This is a genomic window from Corynebacterium gallinarum, assembly GCF_014837045.1.
Taxonomy (GTDB): Bacteria; Actinomycetota; Actinomycetes; order Mycobacteriales; family Mycobacteriaceae; genus Corynebacterium; species Corynebacterium gallinarum.
This window is the reverse complement of the sequence record NZ_JACSPR010000008.1, coordinates 114,895-131,714: the sequence shown is the minus strand read 5'-3', so window position 1 is coordinate 131,714 and position 16,820 is coordinate 114,895. Positions and strand designations below refer to the sequence as shown.

General features: G+C 64.4%; 14 protein-coding genes and 1 riboswitch. Of the genes, 7 read left to right on the top strand and 7 right to left on the bottom strand.

The annotated features are described in order from the left end of the window. Nucleotides 1–297: 297 nt before the first annotated feature. Complete coding sequence (locus H9627_RS11455; RefSeq protein WP_318247786.1) at nt 298–2,268, top strand: hypothetical protein; 1,971 nt, start codon at nt 298–300, stop codon at nt 2,266–2,268. A 111-nt stretch (nt 2,269–2,379) separates the two neighbouring features. On the opposite strand, the gene tpx is transcribed toward H9627_RS11455, so the two are convergent. Then, entirely contained in the window at nt 2,380–2,877 is a 498-nt protein-coding gene (tpx, locus tag H9627_RS11450; RefSeq protein ID WP_191734168.1) for a thiol peroxidase, read from the bottom strand. Between the two features lie 178 nt (nt 2,878–3,055). Here tpx and H9627_RS11445 point away from each other — a divergent pair, with 178 nt between their 5' ends. Continuing rightward, nucleotides 3,056–5,395: an ATP-binding cassette domain-containing protein gene (locus tag H9627_RS11445; protein WP_191734167.1), complete on the top strand. Its 2,340-nt coding sequence runs from the start codon at nt 3,056–3,058 to the stop codon at nt 5,393–5,395. Nucleotides 5,396–5,412: 17 nt separating this feature from the next. Here the strand turns inward: H9627_RS11445 and H9627_RS11440 are convergent, their stop codons facing one another. The 6 genes from H9627_RS11440 to H9627_RS11415 all read right to left on the bottom strand — a co-directional run bounded on the left by H9627_RS11440 (nt 5,413) and on the right by H9627_RS11415 (nt 10,607). Then, nucleotides 5,413–6,168 carry a PIG-L deacetylase family protein gene (locus H9627_RS11440; RefSeq protein ID WP_225213789.1) on the bottom strand — a complete coding sequence of 252 codons (756 nt, stop codon included), beginning with the start codon at nt 6,166–6,168 and terminating at the stop codon, nt 5,413–5,415. 48 nt (nt 6,169–6,216) lie between these two features. Beyond that, the gene (locus H9627_RS11435) at nt 6,217–7,284 is read right to left on the bottom strand and encodes a calcium:proton antiporter (RefSeq protein WP_191734166.1); all 1,068 of its coding nucleotides are present in this window, start codon (nt 7,282–7,284) and stop codon (nt 6,217–6,219) included. Nucleotides 7,285–7,355: 71 nt separating this feature from the next. Beyond that, the gene (locus tag H9627_RS11430) at nt 7,356–7,832 is read right to left on the bottom strand and encodes a nucleoside/nucleotide kinase family protein (protein ID WP_191734165.1); all 477 of its coding nucleotides are present in this window, start codon (nt 7,830–7,832) and stop codon (nt 7,356–7,358) included. Continuing rightward, the gene (locus H9627_RS11425) at nt 7,829–8,584 is read right to left on the bottom strand and encodes an energy-coupling factor transporter transmembrane component T family protein (RefSeq protein WP_191734164.1); all 756 of its coding nucleotides are present in this window, start codon (nt 8,582–8,584) and stop codon (nt 7,829–7,831) included. Before H9627_RS11425 ends, H9627_RS11430 begins: the two co-directional genes overlap by 4 nt. After that, entirely contained in the window at nt 8,581–9,951 is a 1,371-nt protein-coding gene (locus H9627_RS11420; protein ID WP_191734163.1) for an ABC transporter ATP-binding protein, read from the bottom strand. The genes H9627_RS11425 and H9627_RS11420 overlap by 4 nt, the downstream gene beginning before the upstream one ends. A gap of 8 nt (nt 9,952–9,959) precedes the next feature. Further along, complete coding sequence (locus H9627_RS11415; RefSeq protein WP_225213788.1) at nt 9,960–10,607, bottom strand: ECF transporter S component; 648 nt, start codon at nt 10,605–10,607, stop codon at nt 9,960–9,962. Further along, nucleotides 10,597–10,706, bottom strand: a riboswitch (TPP riboswitch). Its footprint overlaps the gene before it by 11 nt. Before the next feature lie 356 nt (nt 10,707–11,062). Here H9627_RS11415 and H9627_RS11410 point away from each other — a divergent pair. From H9627_RS11410 to H9627_RS11390, 5 genes are all read left to right on the top strand, one after another. Further along, nucleotides 11,063–12,262 carry a 4-hydroxybenzoate 3-monooxygenase gene (locus H9627_RS11410; RefSeq protein WP_191734162.1) on the top strand — a complete coding sequence of 400 codons (1,200 nt, stop codon included), beginning with the start codon at nt 11,063–11,065 and terminating at the stop codon, nt 12,260–12,262. Nucleotides 12,263–12,298: 36 nt separating this feature from the next. Beyond that, on the top strand, nt 12,299–13,621 hold the full coding sequence (locus H9627_RS11405) for an MFS transporter (RefSeq protein WP_191734161.1): 1,323 nt from the start codon (nt 12,299–12,301) through the stop codon (nt 13,619–13,621). A 207-nt stretch (nt 13,622–13,828) separates the two neighbouring features. Beyond that, on the top strand, nt 13,829–14,578 hold the full coding sequence (locus tag H9627_RS11400; RefSeq protein ID WP_191734160.1) for a GntR family transcriptional regulator: 750 nt from the start codon (nt 13,829–13,831) through the stop codon (nt 14,576–14,578). A gap of 287 nt (nt 14,579–14,865) precedes the next feature. Then, nucleotides 14,866–15,825 (top strand): phosphotriesterase family protein, encoded by a 960-nt coding sequence (locus H9627_RS11395; protein ID WP_191734159.1) that lies wholly within the window; start codon nt 14,866–14,868, stop codon nt 15,823–15,825. A gap of 15 nt (nt 15,826–15,840) precedes the next feature. After that, complete coding sequence (locus tag H9627_RS11390) at nt 15,841–16,806, top strand: phosphotriesterase family protein (RefSeq protein ID WP_191734158.1); 966 nt, start codon at nt 15,841–15,843, stop codon at nt 16,804–16,806. Nucleotides 16,807–16,820 lie beyond the last annotated feature (14 nt).

Here is a 16,820-nt window from a genome sequence, read left to right as displayed (position 1 = left end):
AATCAGATGTCTGTGGCGTTCCCAGACCGCTTTGAGGCTTACCTTTAACTTTTAAATCCGGGAGCCCCACACACAAAAAACTTGACACGCTCTGGACTCAATCATCTAGGCTGAGGGAACTTTGTGCGTGAAATTTCCGGACTATTATAAAAGCCTAGAAGCCCAGTGGTTATCCAGGGCAGCACTACGGGTTCCGGCCCCTCCGGATGATGAACTGCACTGCCACCCCAGCGCTTCATCGCCGTTTCATCGCCGCATCATCCCAGCGGAGAAGTTAAGAGAGGAGCCGACCGCAACGTGCCCAACACCGTCAAGACAGCGACACCGGATTTCGTGATCGACAGCTCCCGGGACCGTTACTACCGTCTCCTCATCTCGGACCACCCGGACACCCGGCCGTTCATCCACGACATCGCGTTGGAGAACCTCAACGAGGCAGCGGTGCGGAAGCTGGCGGACCCGGCAGCCCCACAGACCGTGCTGGAGTCCCTGCTGATCCCCACCAATGGTGGAGAAACCGTCTCCGTGGTCGTCGGCACGACCGTGGTGGGTACCCTGCCCGATCCCACGGTGGTGTCCGACTCCCAGATCGCCCGCGTCTACGCCTCCGGCCTGATCCCCACGTGCAAACTGGTCCTCACCCCGGCGGAACAGCCACTGGCCCACATCTCCCTGTATATCTCCGACGGTGGTGTTCCCTTCAACAACCCGCCCACCAATCCCTGGGCCCTGCTGCCTGACGGATCGATGTGGCGGGTTGAACCAACCCGGTACTCCCCCTTCAGAAACATCCAGGACGAAAGCCGGGTGCTGGTCGAGCTGCGTGTCATGGACGAGATCATCTTCGTCTACCTCGACGGGAGGGAATGCGGCATCCTGGACCTCGATGCAGCTGATGCCCTCCGCGGTGCTGTCCAGACCGCGGTGAAAGACGGGTTCATCCCCGTGGCCCGCGGGTGTGTGGAACGACACGATGATGACACCATCTCGCTCCACATCAATGCCCTGGCCTTCCCCCTCTGGCGCAGGGAGGATCTCCGCCTGCGCCACAACCCGATGTCGCTGCTGGTGCCCTACCAGCGCAACCCTCTGCTCTACCGGGCGGGATTGCAGCAGTTCATCAGGTGTCATGAACGTGTGCCGAACCCCACCCCGACCCGCAACCACACCATGGTGGCAGGTCTGCGTCGCTACGCCCCGCTGGCCCTGATCCTCCTGGCCATCCTGAGCTTCGTCCTCACCGTCTCCGGGGGTCTCAGTCCCCGGGGCACGGTGGGGCTGTTGGGTATCAGCGTGGTCTTCGGTGTCCTGGGCCTGTGGATCATGGGCTGCAGGAAGTATGACACCACCGTGCGGAAACAACCGCGCCGGTGGGAGATGACGCTGCCATTGGCCCTGAGCGTCCTGATACCGTCCGTCACCTTCGCGTCGGTCGGTATCTTCCAAGACACTGACACGAGGCTGAACTCGACCGTCAGTGCCCAGAGCACCACCCTGTCGCCCTTCCCCCACCCACGGGATCTCCTGTCCACCCTCGCGGACGGGCAACCAGCCGACCCCACCAGCCCCACCAAGCCCGCAAGCCGAGCCGATCGTCCGGGTACCCCGCGTCCGTCAACCGGCGGGCAGGATATCCTCTCATCTGCCCCGTCGGTCACACCGACACTGACCACACCCGCAGACCAGGGAGCACTCCCCCGGGAGACCTCCAGCTGGTCCCCGGATGCATCCGCTCCGTTGATCTGGGCCGGGGGCGCGGAGGTTGTCTCGCCGGACACTGTCCAGCCATTGCCACCAACCGCCGACACCCCACCGCGGCCGAGCGCCCCCACACTCCCCGCGCCGTTGGTGCCCCCGGTGCCCCCGGTGCCCTCCGTACCTCTGGTGCCCCGGAATCCGGCGCTTCCGGACACCGTCACCATCACCCTGCCCGTCCCGGATACCCCACAACTGCCCAATCGGGTATTCCTGCCCGGCCCCATCGATGCGCCGGATTTTGAGGTCCCCGTCTGGCCGGAGGAGCCGCCTGTCGTGGATCCCCCGCAAACCAACACTTCCCCGGACCCACTGGACACACGGGATGTGAAGGATCCGCAGGACCCACAGGGATTCGCTCCGGCGGTCCCGGACACCACCTCGCCCACGGTTCCCACCACCCCGGCTCCTGAAGATCCTCTGGCGGAGCTAACCGTGCAGGAGGAGGTGACGCCCGCCCCATCGACCGGGGAGCAGTCACCACCCGGGGACACCGGCATCACGCAGCAGTAAGCACCACCGGGACATAGTCGAGGGCCTGACCCCAGGGGTGCCGGTGTCCAATGGAACCGGTGCCCGGGGTCAGGCCCTGTGTGGTGAATCAGTCAGGTGTGTTGAGGCGGATTAACCCAGGGCCTTGATGGCCGAGGCGTAATCAGGTTCGGTCTTGATCTCATCGACCAGCTGGGTGTAGATGACCTTACCGTCCTCATCGGCGACGATGACGCTGCGTGCCAGCAGGCCCTTGAGCGGGGAGCCCTCCAGCACCACGCCGTAATCCTCACCGAAGGTGGAACGGAATGCGGAGGCGGCGGTGACATTGTCCAGGCCCTCGGCGCCACAGAAACGTCCCAGGGCGAAGGGGAGGTCCTTGGACACGCACAGCACGGTGGTGTTGTCCAGACCTGCGGCCTCGGCATTGAACCTGCGCACAGATTCGGCGCACAGGCCGGTGTCCACGGAGGGGAAGATGTTGAGGACGAGCTTCTTGCCCTTGAGGTCCGCCAGGGACACCTCGCCGAGGTTGGTGTCGACGACGGTGAAGTCGGGAAGGGTGTCGCCCACCGCGGGGAGGTCACCGGAGGTCGGGGTATCAGTACCATCAAAATGAGTCGTAGCCATGCCACCATCGTAGGCAGACCCCGTTCCCCGGGGCTCACATACCCGGCATCAACCCCACGCCAACCCGGTTTCTCCCGGCTTACCTGCGGTTTAGGTCCCACCGTGCGCTGCCCCCGCACCCCACCCCATCGGTAAATCACAGGTCCCCGGCAGGTGTTTTCTCTATACACTCTGCTCCATGCAGATGGCTGATTCCCATGACATGATCCGGGTGCACGGGGCCCGGGAGAACAACCTGAAAAATATCTCACTGGCTATCCCGAAACGCCGCGTGACCGTGTTCACGGGCGTGTCGGGGTCGGGTAAATCCTCCCTCGTCTTCGGCACCATCGCCGCGGAATCGCAGCGCCTGATCAATGAGACCTACAGCGCCTTCGTGCAGGGTTTCATGCCTGCGGCCGCTCGCCCGGATGTGGATCTCCTGGAGGGGCTGACCACCGCCATCGTCGTGGGACAGGAACCGATGGGGGCGAATCCACGGTCCACGGTCGGAACGGCCACAGACGCCACAGCCATGCTGCGGATCCTCTTCTCCCGCCTGGCGGAACCGGCCGCCGGCGGCCCGGGTGCCTACTCCTTCAATGTGCCCTCCATCAGTGCGTCGGGTGGGTTCAGCAGGGCCGGTGGCAAGAGGGAGAAGGTGGAGTTCACCCGCACCGGTGGCATGTGCCCGCGGTGTGAGGGCATGGGGCGGATCTCTGACATCGATCCGGCGCAGCTGGTGGATGAGTCCCTCTCCCTCAACGACGGTGCGCTGCTCATACCGGGGTACAAGGCCGGTTCCTGGAGCATGCGCGGTTACGCCGAATCCGGTCTGTACCCGGCGGATATTCCGGTTGCGCAGTTCACCGATGACCAGCGCCACGCCCTGTACCACCAGGAGCCGATGAAGATTAAGTTCAACGGCATCAATGTCACCTATGAGGGATTGATCCCGAAAATCACCAAATCCATGTTGTCCAAGGAACGTTCCGGGATGCAGAAGCACATCGGTGAGTTCGTGGACCGGGCGGTGACCTTCATCGCCTGCCCGGAGTGTGGGGGGACGCGCCTGGCCCGGCATGCCCTGGAGTCCCGGATCAACGGTCTCAACATTGCGGAGCTGTGTGCCCTGGAGATCCGTGACCTGGCGCGGTGGATCGACCGGGTGGATGCGCGGTCCGTGGCCCCCCTGATGCGCGGGTTGTCTCAGACCCTGGACAATTTCGTGGCCATCGGGTTGGGCTACCTACAGCTGGACCGCCCGGTTGCCACCCTGTCCGGCGGTGAGGCGCAGCGCACCAGGATGGTCCGGCACCTGGGTTCACCCCTGACCGATGTCACCTATGTCTTCGACGAACCCACCGCGGGTCTGCACGCCCATGACATTGAACGGTTGAACCGGCTCCTGCTGGATCTGCGGGACAAGGGCAACACCGTGCTGGTGGTGGAGCATAAACCGGAGACCATCGCCATCGCGGATCATGTCGTGGACCTGGGTCCCGGGGCGGGTGGCGCGGGAGGTGAGATCCAGTTCGAAGGCACCGTCGCTGGACTGGAGGCATCCGATACCGTGACCGGACGTCACTTCCACGACCGGGCGATGCTGAAGACGTCGACACACTCCCCCACAGGCCACCTGCCGATCCGCGGGGCGGACCGCAACAACCTGCGCGATGTGGATGTGGACATCCCCCTCGGGGTGCTCACCGTGATCAGTGGCGTGGCGGGATCCGGCAAGTCCTCCCTGGTTCATGCCATCCCCCGTGATGAGTCCCTGGTGCTGGTGGACCAGACCTCCATCCAGGGGTCCACCCGGTCCAACCCTGCCACCTACACCGGCATGCTGGACCCGATCCGGAAGGCCTTCGCCAAGGTCAACGGGGTGAAACCGGCGTTGTTCTCCGCCAACTCGGAAGGGGCATGCCCGAACTGCCATGGCACCGGTGTGATCACCATGGATCTGGGTATGGTGGCCGGGGTGTCCTCCCCCTGTGAGGTGTGTGAGGGACGGCGTTTTGATGAGGCGGTGCTGGAACACCACCTCGGTGGGAGGAATATCGCCGAGGTGCTGGCGATGCCCGCGGTGGAGGCCCTGGAGTTCTTCAGTGCCCCGGAGTCGACGGTCCCGGCCGCGGTCACCATTCTTCGACGTCTGGTGGCGGTGGGACTGGGGTATCTCACCCTGGGGCAGCCACTGTCCACGCTGTCCGGCGGTGAACGCCAGCGTCTGAAGCTGGCCACCCACCTGGCGGAGAAGGCCACCACCTTTATCCTGGATGAACCCACCACGGGCCTGCACCTGGCGGATGTCCGGACCCTGCTGAACCTCTTCGATTCCCTGGTGGATGCGGGCAAGACCGTGATCGTGGTGGAGCATCACCTGGCTGTGCTGGCCCATGCGGATCACATCATCGAGGTGGGCCCCGGTGCGGGTTCCGACGGCGGCACGATTGTGTTCGAGGGCACCCCGGCCGAACTGATCAGCTCGGACACCCTGACCGGCGGTTACCTGAAGAACTACCTGACCAGTCCCTGACCGCCCGGGGATTTCTCCTAGACGTCGAACACCCGGAAGGTCACCGCGCACTCCAGATCCTCATCCCCCACCAGCCCGGCGCCGTCGCGCAGCATCTCCGGGATGAATTCATGGGGCACGGGGTGATCCGGCAGTGCCTTGAGGTATTCGTCGTGGGCGCATAGGGACGCCACCCCGGCCTCCACCGAGTCCCGGGCCACCCCGACATAGTGGGTGGGGTTGGGCACACCGGCGACCAGGAGCTGCGAGGTGCTCCAGGGTTCCAGTCCCTCGTCGTCGAGGAGCTCGCGCTGCGCCCACGGGTTCGCGGCGTCACGGGTGGCGTCGATGGTGGCCAGACCCGCCACCCGGTGATCGGCCTGGTTGAGTCCGCCGTAGGCCTCCACATCGAAGTTGGTGAGAATGACCACGTCGGGACGACGCCGGCGTATCTCCCGGGCGATGTCCCGGCGCAGTTCGAGGTTGTAGACCAGCATGGAATCGGGGTGGTCGAGGATGACCAGGTCGCTCACACCCACGCACTCGCAGGCACGACGCTGCTCCTCGGCCCGCAGGGGTCCGACCTCCGCCGGGTCCATGCCCTGGATCCCGGCCTCACCGTGGGTGAGCAGCAGGTAGGAGACTTCCACCCCGGCGGTGGTCCAGGTGTGTACCGCCGCGGATAGTCCGTATTCCGGGTCGTCCGGGTGGGCCACGACGACGAGCACCCGTTGCCAGGAGCTCCAGTCAAGGTTCTGTACTGGTTCTGCAGTTGGAGTAGTCGGTGTAGTCATGCGCCCCAGGCTACCCCGGACCGCAGAAAAGCCTCCTGACCCGGCCTCCTAACCCAGCAGCGCCAGCAGGTACACGCCGAAGACCATCAGCAGCACCGCACCGTGGATGGCGGTGATCCGGCGGGCGGTGAAGATGATGCCCGTCGAGGCGATGGTGGTCCCGAGGACCAGCAGGTTGACGGGGTTCTCGGCGAGGACGACCACCTGCCCGGTGACAGCCCCGATGATCAGCACGGACGGGATGGTCAGACCGAGGGTGGACACCAGGGCACCGTGGGCGAGGTTGATCACCCGCTGGGTTTCCGCCCCCCAGGCCGCCCGCACGGTGGTCAGGGTCTCCGGGGTGAACACGATCATGGCGATCACCAGGCCCGCCAACGCGGCGGGGGCTCCGAGGTCGGCGAGGACGGTGTCCATCAGTCCGGCCATGTCATGGGAGAGCCAGACGATCGGCAGGACGGTCACCACCAGCACCACGGCACGGAAGAGCACCTCACCGCGGAAGGCCGGTCCGGTGGGTGGTGCCGCGACGGAATCCTGGAAATCCCCGGCCCGGGCACCGGTCTGTTGCTTCAGGAAGAACCCGTAGAGCGCAATGGTGGCCACCGCAACGGGCACCGCGTGCGCGGGCTGATACTGCCCTGCCACACCGAGCACCGCGGGCACGGCGAAGGCCAGCACCGACAGCATGAGGATCATCACCAGGTAGGTCTGGGCCCCGGTTCCGTTGTGGGCGAGCGACCCGTGGCGCACTCCACCGACGAGGAAGGACACCCCCACCACCAGGGCCATGATGATCATGGACACCGACATGACCGAGTCGCGGGCGATGGTGGTGGATTCCCCCGGCCCCAGCATCACCGCGACGATGAGGATGACCTCGATGGTGACGATGGACAGGGTCAGCACCAGTGAGCCGTAGGGGTCACCGAGGATGACCGCCAGCCGTTCCGCCTGTTTCACCACCCCGAAGGAACTGAACAGGATCACCGCGATGATGACGGTGAGCAGGAGCAGAGGCGGGCCGGGCAGGGCCGTGAGAAGAAAGAGCGCAACGGCCGCCCAGCCGACGATGATGCGCGCGATATCAGTGACATCCAGACGTGTGGACGGCATGTGTTCAACCTCGTTGAAAGATCAGGCGGGGCCGTCCCCATCCGGTACTTGATGCGCGGGTCGTCCCGCGATCACGACCACCCTAACACGTGGTCAACGGGCACATCCCCGGGTCCGGCGAAGTGTTCGCACTCCTGGGCGGCCCACATCTCCCACCAGGGTGCGTAGCCCGGATCGCGCGCCAGTGCGCGCTGTCGGCGGGTGTCCTCCGGGCCGGTCATCCGCACGGTGATCACGGTCCCCAACGTTGCAGCGGTGCTTATCGACGCCTCCGTCACCGCCCCACATCCCTCGATGATCAGACTCGCGCGCGGACGGATGTCCACCCACTCACCCCGACGGTCCCGGTCCCAGTCCCATCGCCAGAAACCGGGTCGGGTGGGGTGCAGTACATCGGTGACCACCATGCGGCTGGCCTCGGCGAGCCCCGACCAGCCGGGGTAGAAATCCTCCAGATGGACCAGCTGGAAACCTGTCTCGGTAGCCAGTTGTCTGGCCAGGGTGGTCTTGCCGGAACCAGACTGTCCGTCGATGAGGATGATGATCATGTCCCCAGGAACCTGAAGTAACCGGTCTGGATGGACACGGTGACCGCGGTGACGGAGATGAGCAGGCAGACGAGGATCACGGCGGCGTCGACAAGCCCCACGGTGGACGCGCGCGCCCAGGTGCGGTCGGGACGGCGGCCGAACCCGCGGGCCTCCATCGCGGTGGCCAGTTTGGCGCCGCGACGCAGGGAGAGCACCAGCAGCCCGAAGGCCATGGTGACAAAGTGGCGGATCCGGCCCTGGTCGGCGATGCCCCGGGCGCGGCGGGACCGTGACATGGAGGACCAGTCATCGCGGAACAGTGACACCAGGCGTCCCCCGGCGACCGCGCCGATGACGAACCGCTCCGGCAGTCGTGCCACCTGTGCGAGGCCATCCCCCAGGTCCGTGGGGTCCACCCGGGAGATGAGCACCACCACCGGCAATCCGACCGCCAGCACACGCACCCCGATGGCCAGTGCCAGCGACAATGAGTTGTCCGTAACCTGCGCCAGGAGGAAACTGAAGTACACCTCACCCTCGGGCCGGCCGTAGAGGGCCATGGACACCGACGCTATCGGCGCGATGACCAGCAGGGGCCAGCCACGTTTCAGCAGCTGCCGCCAGCTGACCCCCACCAGTGGGGACAACAAGATGGTGGCGGCCAGGGCGATCGCCGCGGAGACCACATCCACACTGATCAGCAGCGGGGTGGTCAGTGCGATCACTGCCAGGATGCGGGTGACGGGGTTGATATTGCTGATGAGGTTCACCGGACACCCACCTCCACGTGGTGGTCCCCCAATGCTGCGATGAAATCAGGGTCGTGGGTGACGGAGACTATGGTGGTACCGGAATCAGCGAGATCCCGCAGCATCCACACCAGCTCCCGGAAGGTCACCGGATCCTGGCCGAAGGTCGGTTCATCCAGGATGAGCAGGTCCGGGGCGGCAACCAGGGCGGTGGCCACCGACAACCGGCGTTTCTCCCCACCGGAGAGGGTGAACGGATTGGCGTGCTCCAGATGGCGCAGACGCAACCGGTCCAACAGCTCCTCGATGCGGCGCGCGCTGTCCGGGTCCACGGTGCCGCGGCGTTTTCCTGACATGACCCTGGGGCCGACCTCGATCTCCTCACGTACGGTACGGGCGACGAACTGGTGCTCCGGATCCTGGAACACCGTGCCGATCCGGCGTGCGAGATCCGCCGAACGCCACTGGTGGGGCTGCCGGTCAAGACCACGCCGGAGGGTGTCTGCCAGATCCAGGTGCCCCGAGCGGGGTGGGATGAGACCACCGATGGTCAGCGCCAAGGTGGTCTTGCCGGAACCGTTCGCACCGGTGATCACGGTGGAGGCACCCTCCGGGATGTGGAAGGAACGGGGCGGTCCCCACTGTGTCAGCAGCTGATCTGCAGAGACCAGGGCGGGCGTCCCGGCCTCCCGGCGGGTAGGCAGACCGGTGGGTGAGGCCAGGTCATCAGCGTGGATGTCCCGGACTCCGCCCTCATCCAGGCGCAGGATACGGTCAACGATCCCCGACCACAGCTGATGGCGGTGCTCCACGACGATGAGGGTGGCACCAGTGGCATCCACCACACGGTTGACGGCCTCGACGACCTCGCGCTGACCAGCGGGATCAAGGTTGGCGGTGGGTTCATCCAGCAGGATGAGCCGGGCACCCATGGCGATGACACCGGCCAGCGCCAGGCGTTGTTTCTGTCCACCGGAGAGGTGCCGGGTGGGATGGTCCAGTGGCAGGTCGAGACCGACCATGTCCAGAGCCTGTTCCACGCGTGGCCAGATCTCCTCCCGCGGGATGCCGAGGTTCTCGCAGCCGAAGGCGACATCATCACCGACCCGGGAGGCGATGACCTGGGAATCGGGGTCCTGGAGAACGAGGCCGGTGGAGAAGGCGTCGACAAGCAGGGAACCGTACGTCTGCCCTTCCGTATCATCACCGAGCACGCCGGCCAGCGCGGCGAGCAGGGTTGATTTACCCGAACCGGAATCACCGGTGAGCAGAACCCGCTCGCCCGGCGCGATATCAAGAGTGATGTTGCTGAAGGCGGGTTTCTTCCGCGAGGCATGACGGTAACCGAAATCACGAACCGTCACCTGGGTACCCATGGTGGTGGTCATGGGTACGCTCAAACCTCCCTGTGCAGTTCACGGCCGGCGGCGAACCGGTCCAGCGCACCGGTCCTGGCCAGGGCGCGAACCAGGTAGAAGCTGACCACACCGGCCAGCAGCGCGCCGGAGACCATCAGGCAGCTGAAGTAGATGATGTTGAAGGCCAGCGACATGGCGAAGTAGGCGCTGAGAAACGCCTCCAGGATGTAGGCCCCCACACCGGCACCCATCCCGGCGAGGATGGCTACTGGTAGGGTGAAACGCCGGTACATGAACAGCGCGAAGACCAGTTCCGCGCCGAGCCCCTGCGCGATGCCGGAGTACAGGGTCTCAATGCCCCACTGCGAGGCCAGTGCCGCGGACACCGAAGCCGCAATGACCTCGACAAACAGCGCCGCGCCGGGTTTGCGGATGATGAGACCACCGAGCACACCACCGAGCAGCCAGATGCCGACGGCCAGACCACCCAGGCCCGGTGTCAGCGCATCGAAAGCGGTGAACCAGGCGTAACCGATGGAATTCCATACCACGAAGATCAGGCCGCAGGCCACGCCCAGGACCGCGGCGATGACAATGTCGATGACCCGCCAGGTGTATCGGGTCTGTGGTGACCTGCCGGTGGATGCACCGGTCTCCCCGCTTGATGGCAGACGTGTATCAGTCATGTTTCCTCCCTATCGCCGGCATTACCCGGATCAGGTTCAACGGTTGTGGCTGTGCCACCTCTCAGCCCGGACTTTCACCGGACACCCGTGCAATATCGAATTAGTGCTCCTACATGGTAGTCCACGGACCTGGGTAGTTGTCCAATACCGCCTGGGTTGGCTGGTGGGCATGCCTGTCGACGTGGTACACCATCGCCAGCACCCCTCATGAACACCCCTAGCTACACCCTTGGCCAGTGAAACGGCGGGGCAATTATGCAGGCCGGGTCCGATTCAGGTACCCACACCTCGTTCACCCTGCGAACATGTGCCCGCAATATTGCCATCACCCCTGCAGTTGCCTACTTTGAGATCCATATCACCAACCATCCACAGAGGTTATCGGGCGCACACCGACTATTGCATCCGCTGCCGGATACCCGCCGGACAGCTCACCCCATCTGAAGGAGCCTTCCATGAACCACGTACCAGTAGCCATCATCGGTGCAGGACCGGCCGGACTGACCCTGGCCCATCTCCTGCACCTGCAGGGCATTGAATCCGTCGTGTTTGAAAGCCGCTCCCGGCGGGATGTCGAGGAGACGGTCCGCGCCGGCATCCTCGAGCAAGGCACCCTCAACCTCATGCGGGAAACCGGTGTGGGTGAGCGCATGGAACGCGAGGCCGACCACGATGAAGCCATCGACATCGCCATCAACAACGAAAACATCCGCATCCCGCTGACGGAACTGACCGGCCACAAGGTGGCCATCTACCCGCAGCATGAATACCTCAAGGACTTCATCGCCAAGCGCATCGAGGACGGCGGGGAGCTCCTGTTCGAGACCACCGTGGACTCCGTGGAGGACTTCGAGGGTGATGCGCGGGAGAACAAGGCCAGGATCACCTACACCGGTGTCGATGGCGCGACCCAGCAGCTGGCCGCCGATTATGTCATCGCCGCCGACGGTTCCAACTCCCCCTACCGAAAGATCATCACCGATGGTGGCGGCATCCGCGCCCGCCACGAGTACCCCTACGCCTGGTTCGGCATCCTCGTCGAAGCACCGAAAACCCAGAAGGAACTCATCTACGCCACCCACCCCGAGGGTTTCGCGCTCATCTCCACGCGCACTGACACCGTCCAGCGCTACTACCTCCAGTGCAACCCCGATGACACCCCGGAGATGTGGTCGGATGACCGCATCTGGGAGCAGCTGCACCTGCGCGCCGACTCCCCCGGCATCACCGTCTCCGAGGGGAGGATCTTCGACAAGGCCGTGCTGCGGTTCCGCTCCGCGGTCACCGAGCCGATGCAGAAGGGCCGCCTCTTCCTGGCCGGCGACGCCGCCCACACCGTCCCGCCCACCGGCGCCAAGGGCCTCAACCTGGCCGTGGCTGATGTCTCCGTGCTCGCGCCGGCGCTGACCCGCGCGATCAAGCGCAACGACACCGGGCTTCTCGACGACTACACCCGCCTCGCCGTCCCCCGCATCTGGAAGGCACAGCACTTCTCCTACTGGATGAGTTCCATGCTGCACGCGGTTCCAGGTGAGGACCACTTCGCCACCCAGCGTCGCTTCGCCGAGCTGCGCTCCGTCCTCGAATCCGAGGCCGGTCAGCGCTACCTGGCCGAGCAGTACGTGGGCCGCGATCTGCCCCGTTTCGATTACTGACCCCCACCCAATCTATCCCGCAAGAGGAACCCGCCCGTGACCACCACACACACAACACCCACCACCCCGGCGCCCACCCGCAGTGTCGGGGTGGTGTTGGCACTACTCTGGTTCGCCATCGTCCTGGACGGCTTCGATCTCGTTGTCCTCGGTGCCACCATCCCCGCCATGCTCCAGGACACCTCCTGGGATCTTGACGCTGCACATGCCACCCAGATTTCCACTCTCGGCTTGGTCGGCATGATGATCGGCGCGTTGACCATCGGCTTCCTCACGGACAAACTGGGCCGACGTCGCGTGATGATCTTCTCCGTCGCGGTCTTCTCCGTGTTTACCCTGCTGCTGGCCTTCACCTCGGATATCACCCTGTTCACGCTGTGGCGTTTCCTCGCCGGCGTGGGACTGGGTGGTGCCCTGCCCACCGCGATCGCCATGGTGACCGAGTTCCGCCCGGGCACCAAGGCCGGTTCCGCCTCCACCACCCTGATGACCGGTTACCACGTGGGTGCGGTCGCCACCGCGTTCCTGGGCATCCTGCTCATCGAACCACTCGGGTGGCATTCCATGTTCATCGCCGGCGCCATCCCGGGATTGGTTCTGGTGCCGCTGTTGTACTTCCTCCTGCCGGAATCCCCCCAGTTCCTGCTGTCCACCGGCAGGGCGGAGAAGGCCCGCGAGATCGCCACCGCCTACGGGCTGAGCCTGGATGATGACCTCGACCGGGAGCACAAGCAGGAGATCAGCGAATCCGCCTCCCTGTCCGCCCTGTTCAAGCCGACGTTCCGCCGTAACACCATCGCCATCTGGGGCACCTCCTTCATGGGTCTGCTGCTGGTCTACGGCCTGAACACCTGGCTGCCACAGATCATGCGCCAGGCCGATTACGACATGGGCAACTCCCTCGGTTTCCTCATGGTGCTCAACATCGGGGCTGTGGTCGGACTGCTCATCGCCGGCCGGGTCGCCGATATCCACTCCCCCCGCAAGACCGCACTGATCTGGTTCGTGATCTCCGCTGTGTTCCTGGCGCTGCTCGCCGTGCGCATGCCCCTGGTGGGTCTGTATGTGGTGGTGTTCCTCACCGGCGTGTTCGTCTTCAGCTCCCAGGTCCTCATCTACGCCTTCACCGGTGAGAACCACCCCTCCCAGATCCGTGCGACCGCCATGGGCTTCTCCGCCGGTATCGGGCGACTGGGTGCCATCTCCGGACCACTGCTCGGTGGCATCCTGGTCGGCATGGGCATTGCCTACCCGTGGGGCTTCTTCGCCTTCGCGGCCGTCGGGCTCCTCGGCGCTCTGATCTTCTCCACCTCCACCACCCTGCGCAATCGCACCAGGGTGGTGGTGAACCAGCCGTAGAACAGCGGTACCCGACCCCGGCCGCGGTGAACTGACAATAGCTCCCCCGGTCGGGGTTATCTGTGCGGATATATCCCGCAATAGCACCACACCCGCCCGGACGTGGGCCACTATATGGTGTGGGTCACTGCAGAAAGTTGACTCCACCCTTCCCCACATGCAGGATTATTATAATAAATTGCTTTATCTAGATTTCCGGGAGGATCCATGACCACAGCCCAGCACGAGCTGGACCCCAGCACCGGGGTACCCCTCTACCGGCAGATCAGGGAGATCCTCCGTTCCGAGATCACCGACGGTTCGATGGATCCGGCAATCCCCATGACCGAGGCGCAGCTGCTGGAACGCTTCGGTGTCAGCCGGGCCCCGATCCGGCAGGCGCTGCGCGATCTGGCCGACGAGGGTTACGTCTACCGCAAACAGGGCAAGGGCACCTTCCCCGTACCCGGCCGACGCATTGAACGTGGCGCGAATGTCCGCCCCGGCGCGCTCTACCAGCATTTAACCGAACAGGGACTCAAAACCTCGACTGCGGTCTCCGAACTCAAACGGGTCATACCACCCGAACATGTTCAGGAACGGCTGGGACTGCCAAAGGAGGAGAAACTCCTCCATTTCGTCCGCCTGATCTGGGCGGAGGATATTCCCGTGGCGCATTCCCGGATCTACCTGCGGACCCCCGCGGATTTCAATCCCACCCAGCAGGACCTGGAGGGTGAGGAATCGGCCTTCGAGCTCCTGGAACGTAATTTCGGCATCGCCCTGACGCGGTCGGACAATGAGGCCTGGGCCACCGCCGCCACCGAGGAGACGGCTGGCCATCTCGATGTGGCGGTGGGCAGCCCCCTGCTGGCGATCGAGACCATGTTCATCACCAACGGTGGCGCGCCCGGTGGCTACCGCCTGGCCATGCACCGCTCCGATGAGTTCAAATACCAGTTCACCACCGGCGGTTGACCACGGGGTATCACCCCTTCCCCCTGTTCAGAGAGCGCAGCTGAACAGGGTTTTTTATTTTCCGGGTGAGGTGCACCACCTTTACGGTTGACTTTGGTATAACAACATGCAAAAGTAGTGGAAACGAGTTAGAGAGGTCACATTCCTTAAGACAGTGTGCTGCGGCCCCTACGGCAGAGGTAGCGCTTCCTGGCCCACTGTTTCTTCAACGTCAACTGCCGAACAATGACAGGCTCTCCAGGCGATCCTTTCACAATTCGCCTGAACCAATGAAGAAAGGTAGTGCCATGCCTGACAACACACCCGTGGTCAACACAGTCCTCGGTCCTGTTCCGGCAGACCAGCTCGGCCCCACAGAGGTACACGCATCCCTGCTGTCCGTGGTCCCCGGCGCTGAGTACGCACCCGATATCGCCATCAACCGCGCGGAGATCTTCACGATCCTCCGGGATAAGCTCATCACCTTCCACAACGCAGGTGGACGTACCATCGTCGATGCCGCCGGCATGTTCCACGGACGCAGCGTTCCCCTCACCCTGCCCATGCTGGAGAATCTCTCCTCCGCCACCGACGTGAACATCATCGCCTCGACCGGCATGGGACCGGAGGAGATGCTCGGTGGGTACTTCCTCACCCCGCAGACCAACCCACCAACCCCGTGGCCTGCGGAGAAGTTCGCTGATCTCTTCTCCAAGGAGATCACCGAGGGCATGGTGGTCCCCCGCCTGGAACGTCGCGCCGCAGCCGGCCTGATCGTCTCCCTGGCCACCGAGACCGGCATGACCGCCACCGATGAGAGCCTTCTGTGCGGTGCCGTCCGTGCCGCCACGGCCACCGGGGTTGCCGTGTCGCACACCTTCGGTGCGGATCTCCTCGTCGAGATCGACATCGCCCTCGACGAGGGTATTGCCCCGGAGCGTCTGGTGGTCCGGGGAGTTGACCGTCGACAAGCTCCCGTGCTCGAGGCCGCCGCCCGCGGCGTCTACGTGGGCATCGACCAGGCCGGCCAGGGTGACGACACCGCGCGTATCGCGCTGGTCAAGGAGCTTATCGACGCCGGATACACCCACCGGATCATCCTGAGCTCCTCTGCCATTGGCGTGGCCAAGGGCCACGAGGCCCCTGCCGTCGAATTCGGTTCCCTGTTCACCGCATTCATCCCCGCCCTGCGCAACGCCGGTGTCACCGATGCCGACATCACCCAGATCACCGAGACCAACCCCCGCGATCTGCTCGCGGTCCGATAAGGAAAGAGGATCAACATGTCCAAGGTAAATACAGTCCTCGGCCCCATCGCACCCGAGGAACTCGGTTTTGTGGCCATCCACGAGCACATCGGTTACGGCATGCCCGGTTCCGAGCTGGATACCAAGTGGTGGAAGACCCCGGAGCAGCGCTACGAGGAAACCATCCCCAAGCTGCGCAAATTCCACGAGTACGGCGGACGCACCTTCGTTGATGCCACCGGTATCTGCAACGGCCGCGATATCCCCTACTACCAGACCCTGTCGGAGAAGTCCGGCGTGCACATCATCGCCTGCACCGGTTTTGTCGGTGGCGACACCGCCCTGCCGCACTTCGCCAACGCATCCGTGGAGTACCTCACCGAAGTCTTCATCCATGAGATCACCGTCGGCATCGCAGGAACCACCGCCAAGGCCGGCATCATCAAGGTCGGTGTGTCCCGTGGCGGTCGCATGACCGAGCTGGACAAGCGCATCTACCGCGCCGCTGCCCGCGCAGCAGTCCAGACCGGAGTCCCCGTCATGACCCACCTGGCCATCGACGCGGAACCAGCCATCGCCATCTTCCAGGAGGAAGGCCTCGACCTGGACCGCGTGCTCTTCGGCCACGTCGATGACGGCGTCAACCACGCACAGACCCCGACCGCGCGCATCCTCGAGGTCGGCGGACGACTCGGCTTCGACACCTTCGGATATGAGACCGAACTGCCGGACCCACCCTTCTGGGCCCGCCCCCGCAAGGACCGCATGGATCATTTCCTGCGCGAGCTGAACGCAGGCCATGAGGCCAAGCTGCTCGCCTCCGCGGACGCGAACTGCTCCCCCCTCGGCTGGCCAGGTGTGAAGGGCCACACCATCAACTACATCTTCGAGGTCCTCATCCCGGATCTTCAACGCAACGGTGTGTCCGACGATGTCATCCACCGGATCTTCAACAATCACGCCCAGGACTTCCTCACTGAGAAGCCCTGCTCCACCAACTAATCACTCCCAGCTGC

What these genes read in the sequence shown, in the direction of transcription:
- H9627_RS11430 (WP_191734165.1), bottom strand. Translation starts at nt 7,832, where the DNA reads ATGATCATCATCCTCATCGACGGACAGTCTGGTTCCGGCAAGACCACC.
- H9627_RS11390 (WP_191734158.1), top strand. Translation starts at nt 15,841, where the DNA reads ATGTCCAAGGTAAATACAGTCCTCGGCCCCATCGCACCCGAGGAACTC.
- H9627_RS11400 (WP_191734160.1), top strand. Translation starts at nt 13,829, where the DNA reads ATGACCACAGCCCAGCACGAGCTGGACCCCAGCACCGGGGTACCCCTC.
- H9627_RS11415 (WP_225213788.1), bottom strand. Translation starts at nt 10,607, where the DNA reads ATGACTGATACACGTCTGCCATCAAGCGGGGAGACCGGTGCATCCACC.
- tpx (WP_191734168.1), bottom strand. Translation starts at nt 2,877, where the DNA reads ATGGCTACGACTCATTTTGATGGTACTGATACCCCGACCTCCGGTGAC.
- H9627_RS11395 (WP_191734159.1), top strand. Translation starts at nt 14,866, where the DNA reads ATGCCTGACAACACACCCGTGGTCAACACAGTCCTCGGTCCTGTTCCG.
- H9627_RS11420 (WP_191734163.1), bottom strand. Translation starts at nt 9,951, where the DNA reads ATGACCACCACCATGGGTACCCAGGTGACGGTTCGTGATTTCGGTTAC.
- H9627_RS11435 (WP_191734166.1), bottom strand. Translation starts at nt 7,284, where the DNA reads ATGCCGTCCACACGTCTGGATGTCACTGATATCGCGCGCATCATCGTC.
- H9627_RS11445 (WP_191734167.1), top strand. Translation starts at nt 3,056, where the DNA reads ATGCAGATGGCTGATTCCCATGACATGATCCGGGTGCACGGGGCCCGG.
- H9627_RS11440 (WP_225213789.1), bottom strand. Translation starts at nt 6,168, where the DNA reads ATGACTACACCGACTACTCCAACTGCAGAACCAGTACAGAACCTTGAC.
- H9627_RS11410 (WP_191734162.1), top strand. Translation starts at nt 11,063, where the DNA reads ATGAACCACGTACCAGTAGCCATCATCGGTGCAGGACCGGCCGGACTG.